The organism is Micrococcus sp. HMSC31B01 (genome assembly GCF_001816085.1).
Lineage (GTDB): Bacteria > Actinomycetota > Actinomycetes > Actinomycetales > Micrococcaceae > Micrococcus > Micrococcus luteus.
The window spans coordinates 1-5353 of the sequence record NZ_KV825300.1 but is presented as its reverse complement, the minus strand read 5'-3'; the positions used below and the strand labels follow the sequence as shown (position 1 = coordinate 5353).

At 73.3% G+C, this 5353-nt stretch carries 4 protein-coding genes and 1 tRNA gene; 2 read left to right on the top strand and 3 right to left on the bottom strand.

The genetic code is table 11. The annotated features are described in order from the left end of the window. A partial coding sequence (locus tag HMPREF3105_RS09900; RefSeq protein WP_070709471.1) for a single-stranded DNA-binding protein occupies positions 1-397 on the bottom strand: 397 nt, incomplete at its 3' end. 198 nt (positions 398-595) lie between these two features. Here HMPREF3105_RS09900 and HMPREF3105_RS09895 point away from each other — a divergent pair. Both HMPREF3105_RS09895 and HMPREF3105_RS09890 read left to right on the top strand, forming a co-directional pair. Then, a tRNA-Arg gene (locus HMPREF3105_RS09895) sits at positions 596-669 on the top strand. Positions 670-784: 115 nt separating this feature from the next. Further along, the gene (locus HMPREF3105_RS09890; protein ID WP_060974243.1) at positions 785-2230 is read left to right on the top strand and encodes a DUF2079 domain-containing protein; all 1446 of its coding nucleotides are present in this window, start codon (positions 785-787) and stop codon (positions 2228-2230) included. Positions 2231-2266: 36 nt separating this feature from the next. On the opposite strand, the gene HMPREF3105_RS09885 is transcribed toward HMPREF3105_RS09890, so the two are convergent. Further along, a complete protein-coding gene (locus HMPREF3105_RS09885; protein ID WP_070709469.1) occupies positions 2267-3652 on the bottom strand; it encodes a glycosyltransferase family 87 protein in 1386 nt (461 codons plus the stop codon). Beyond that, the coding region (mptB, locus tag HMPREF3105_RS09880) for a polyprenol phosphomannose-dependent alpha 1,6 mannosyltransferase MptB (protein ID WP_070709474.1) at positions 3649-5353 on the bottom strand (1705 nt) is incomplete at its 5' end. The genes mptB and HMPREF3105_RS09885, both read right to left, overlap by 4 nt.

Genomic DNA, 5353 nt, shown 5'->3' with positions numbered 1-5353 from the left:
CGTCGTCGCGCGGGGCCGACTCGGGGCGCGGCACGGCCGCGCGCTGGCTGCGCTGGAACGCCGCCGAGCCGAAGCCCAGGTCCAGCCCGACGGCGTCCGCCACCACGTCCACGGACGTGCCGGAGCGATCGCCCGAGGACCAGTCGCGGACCCGGAGTCGACCGGTGACGATCACGGGGTTGCCCTTCTTCACGGACTGGGCGGTGTTCGAGCCGAGCTGGCCGAACGCCGAGATGCTGTACCAGTTGGTGTGGGCGTCCACCCACTCGGCGGTCTCGCGGTCGAAGCGCCGCTCGGTGGTGGCCAGGCGGAAGCCGGTCACGGCGGCCCCCGATGCGGTGTGGCGGGTGGCGGGGTCCGTGGCCACGAAGCCGCGCACGGTGATGAGGTCCTGCATGGTGTGCCTCCTGGGCTGGGCCCCGGTGGGCGCCGGGGCGGGTCGTCGGCGCATCGGCTGATCCGCCATGGCCAGACAACCCCACCGCGGGGCACCCCGGCAGGATCGGGGCCGGTCTGGGGACGCGCGGAGGTCCCCGGGCGACTGTGCAGGAGCCGACGGCGCCGCGGCCGGCGGCCGTTAGACTGACACGGCCCAGCCCCAGTAGCTCAGCTGGACAGAGCAGCGGCCTTCTAATCCGCCGGTCGGGGGTTCGAATCCCTCCTGGGGCACCCAGACCAGGGGCGGAGCCGTCCGAGCACGCCCGACGACCGCCCGAAGGAGACCGTCCTGGACCGTCTGCGCTCCTGGCTCCGCGCCCCGCGACCCGCCGTCCCCGAGGTCCGTGTGACCCGTCGCGAGGGCGTCCAGCTGGCCGCCCTGCTCGTCGCGGCCGCGGCCCTGTACGTGACGCACTCCTTCCTGCGGTACGCCACCTACGAGGCCAAGGGCTACGACCTGGGCATCTTCGACCAGGTGGTGCGGCAGTACGCGCTGTTCAACGCCCCCCTCAGCTCCGTCAAGGGCGTGGACTTCCACATCCTCGGCGATCACTTCCACCCGATCCTCGCGCTGCTGGCCCCCTTCTACTGGGTGTGGCCGGACCCCCGCATGCTCGGCGTGGTCATGGCGCTGGCCCTCGCCGCGTCCGCCGTGCCGGTGTACCTGTTCGCCCGTCGTCGCACGGGACACGGGGTGGCCCTGGCCGCCGTCGCCGCCCTGCTGCTCTCCTGGCCCTTCCAGGCGATGGTGAACTGGGACTTCCACGAGGTCACCCTCGGCGTGCCGATCCTCGCCTGGCTCGTGTGGGCCCTGGACGGGCAGCGGGCGTGGCTCGCCACCGGCCTGGCGGCGCTGCTGCTCACGGTCCGAGAGGACATGGGCGTGACCCTGCTGGCCGTGGCCCTGGTGATGGCGATCCGGCGCTTCTGGCCGCAGGCCGCGGTCACCGCCGTGCTGGGTGTGCTCGGCTACTGGTTCGCCACGTCCGTGGTGATCCCCCACTACTCCCCCACCGGGGCGTTCGGCTACTGGCAGTTCACCGCCCTGGGCCCGGACATGCGCAGTTCGGTCCTGTTCCTGCTGACCCAACCGTGGAACGCCGTCGCGGTGCTGTTCGACCACCCGCTGAAGGTGGCCCTCTGGCTCCTGCACTTCGTCCCGCTGCTGTTCCTGCCGGTCCTGAGCCCGCTCACGCTGATGGCCCTGCCGATCCTGCTCTCGCGGCTGTTCAACGACCGCCTCAACGTGTGGGCCCCCGTGTACCAGTACGACGCGATCCTCGCCCCGCTGCTGCTCATGGCCGCGCTCGAGGCGGCCCACCGGCTGGCCGGACGCCGGGACACGCTGCGCCGGCTGCCCGCCGTCCTCGTCTCCACGGCGCTGGCCGCCGGTCTGATCGGCACCGCGTTCTTCCCGCAGGTGTACCCGCTGCACCGCACGATCGTCGGCGACATGACGATGACGCAGCACGCCCGCGACCTCGACCACGCGGTCGCGCTGATCCCGGACGGGGTGTGCGTCGAGGCCGCCGACAACGCCGTGCCGCACCTGACGGCCCGCACCCACGTCGGGCTGCACGGGGACATCGGAGACGAACTGGCCACGTGGATGATCGTGGACACCTCGGTGCCCGAGCTCGGCGGCTGGGACCCCCTCACCCCGGAGCAGGCACTGGCCCGCGCCGAGCGGCTCGGCTTCGAGCGGGTCTGGTCCGCGGGCGACGTCGTCGTCCTGCACCACCCGGACCGCGCGGTCTCGCCCACCTGCACGACGTACCTCGAACACCGCTGAGCCGCGCCCCACGGCGTCGGCGGACCCGCCCCGCCGTCAGCGGTCCGCGGACCCGCCGAGCGGCTGCAGGCCGCGTCCGGCCGGGGGCAGGAGCAGTCGGTCAGGTGCACCGGTGAAGACGCCGGCGTGTGGGTCCTCCGCCACCCCCGGGGCGATCTCGGGGGCGCCCTGGTCGAGGGCGGTGCGGCGCACCGGGTCACGGGCGGGGTCCAGGACGTCCTTGACCACCGTGGTCATGAGCCACACGAGGGCGACGATGTGCGCCACGATCCCCGAGGCGTACCAGGCGGTGATCCACCAGGCGCCGCCGGCGAACGCCCCGTCCGAGGTGATGCGGGCCGACTCCATCCACACCCCGCCCCAGTGGTAGACCTCCACGGCCTGCCAGATCCAGAACGCGCGCCACCGCGGCGTCGCGAGGACCACGAGCGGGATCAGCCACATCACGAACTGCGGCGAGTACACCTTCCCCCACAGGATGAAGGACGCCACGATCAGGAAGCACAGCTGGGCCATGCGCGGACGGTGCCGCGCCGCGAGGGCGAGGTAGGCGATCCCCGCGCAGCACACCAGGAACAGGCCGTTCTGGAGCGTCGTGAACGTCTCCCCGGACCATCCTGTCCAGGCCAGCGCCAGCCAGGTCGAGGAGAAGGAGACCGCGCGGTCCCCCGAGAACGTGTAGAAGCGGGACCACTGGTCGAACGCCGTCAGCATGAACGGGAGGTTCACGGCGAGCCAGGCCGCCGCCCCGGCCACGGCCGCCTTCACGAACCCGGCCCAGCGGCCCGTGCGCAGCGCCAGCACGAAGATCGCGCCGAAGAAGAACAGTGGGTACAGCTTCGTGGCGGTGCCGAGTCCGATGAGCATGCCGGCGAGGGTCGGACGGCCCGCCGTCCACGCCCACAGGGCCAGGGCGGCCAGCATCACGGCCCACAGGTCCCAGTTGAGCATCGAGGTGAGGATGATCCCCGGGGCCAGGGCCACGAGGAAGGCGTCCCGGGAGCGACCGCGGGCGGTGTACGCGGTCGCGACGACCAGCACGATCCAGCACAGCACCACGCCGATCGCGTTCACGTCGAAGTAGGTCACGGTGCGCTCGTGCAGGTCGCCGGAGACGGGCACGAACCACATGGTCACACCCGCGACCACGGCCAGCAACGCCGGGTACTCCATCCACTGCTCGGGCGGCAGCGGCGTGTAGAAGGGGAAGTGGCCGTCGGAGAGGCCACGCGTGGGGAACAGCTGGGCGAAGTCCGAATAGCACATGTGCGCGTGCACGCCGGGGGCCGCCCAGCCGTTCACGCGGCACCACTGCTTGGTCAGCACGCCGACGGCGGCAGCCACCACGGTCAGGCCGACGAGCAGGCCGACCCAGCGGGCGCTCGGGCGGGTCGGGGCGGGACTGCGGGGGTGGGAGGTCACGGTCTCTCCTGGGGGATGCGGGTGGACGAGGAGGCGGAGTGCGAGGCGGTCGACGGCGGCCCGTCGGGCGGTGCGTCCGGCGGCACGCCCGCCTCCGGAGGCGTCGACGACGCCGCCTCGGCCCGCGGCTCGACCACCTCCAGGGGAGGACGCCGCCGCCCGGGGAACAGGGGCGCGGTGACGGGATCGCGGTGGATGATCCATCCGATCCCCGCGAGCATCAGGACGAGGGTGAACACGCGGACGGCCAGGACCGGCAGCCACTGTGCCACCGAGAGCTGGTCCACCACGCCGACGCCGGTGAGCAGCAGCACCGCGAGCGCGGTGACCCACCCGAGCCAGCGGGGATGGTCGGCGCCCCACGGCAGCGGGCGGAGGGCGCACGCCAGCAGCGGCAGGACCCAGAGCAGGTACCACGGCTGGATGATCGGGGCGGTGGCGACGGCCACCACGAGCACGGCCGCCGCGCTGAACACCGGGTCCAGGGGGCGGCGGCGCAGGGCCAGCCACGCCGTGAAGCCGAGGGCCGCCACCGTCATCACGGTGTAGAAGGCCGCGGCCACGTCGCGCGCCCCCAGGGGCGTCACGGCTTCGACGACCGCGCCGAGCAGCAGGCCGAGCAGGCCCACGGGAGCGTACGGGAACGCCGCGTCCCCGCTCGTGAGCATGGCCGGCACCCAGCCGAACCAGAGGCCGGAGCCGGCGCCGAGGATCGTGAGGACGGCCAGGGAGATCACCGCCGTCGTGAACCACGGGCCGAGCCGGTCCCGCCGGCGCAGGCGCGGATCGGCCGCGCGGAACCGGGCCCAGCCGGTGGGCAGGAGCAGGGCCACGAAGGGCAGCACCAAAGCTGTCAGGGGCTTGATCGCGACGGACAGGGCGATCAGCACGATCCCCCACAGCGCATGCACGCGGCGGCGGGGCGGGCGGACCATGAGCAGGATGCCCGCGAGCATCAGCCCCGACATCAGCGCGTCATTGTGCGCGCCGGCGATCATGTAGAGCAGGAACAACGGGTTCGCCACGGCCACCCACGTGGCCCACGGCCCGCACCGGCCCGCGACGGCGGCCAGCCGCGGCACCGCCCACAGGCACAGTGCCAGGCCCGCCAGGGCGAGGAGGCGGAACGCCGTGACGGACAGTTCGATGCTGCCGCCCGTGGCCCGCCACGTCGTCTCGGCGAACAGCAGGAACAGCGGCCCGTAGGGGGACGGGGACTCGGCCCAGATGGAGTCCGCCCCCTGCATGAACCAGCCGGGCAGGGCGGACACGCCCTGGGAGTACGGGTCGAGACCCGACGCGAGGAGCCGGCCCTGCTGGAGGTAGGAGAACACATCGCGGGAGAAGATCGGCAGCGCGAGCATCAGCGGGGCGGACCACCACCAGGCGGCGTGGGCCACCAGCCGGCCGTGCTCCTCCCAGCGGCCCCGCAGCGCGCGGCCCAGCTCGAGCCAGGATCGGACGAGGAGCAGCGAGCCGGCGGCCAGCAGCACGGTGCTGAGCAGCACGCCGGGAAGGTAGACCCGCAGCGGGTTGAGCAGGGTGGTGCCGGAGAACACCGAGTCGGGCGTCATCGGCAGCCACCCCACGCCCCAGGAGCCCACCGTGATGAGCACGGACGCCCACGTGCCCCGGCGGACGGCCGCCTCCGGCTCGGGCTGCGCCGCCACGCGGCTCGGACGGGGCCCTCGGGCGCCGGTC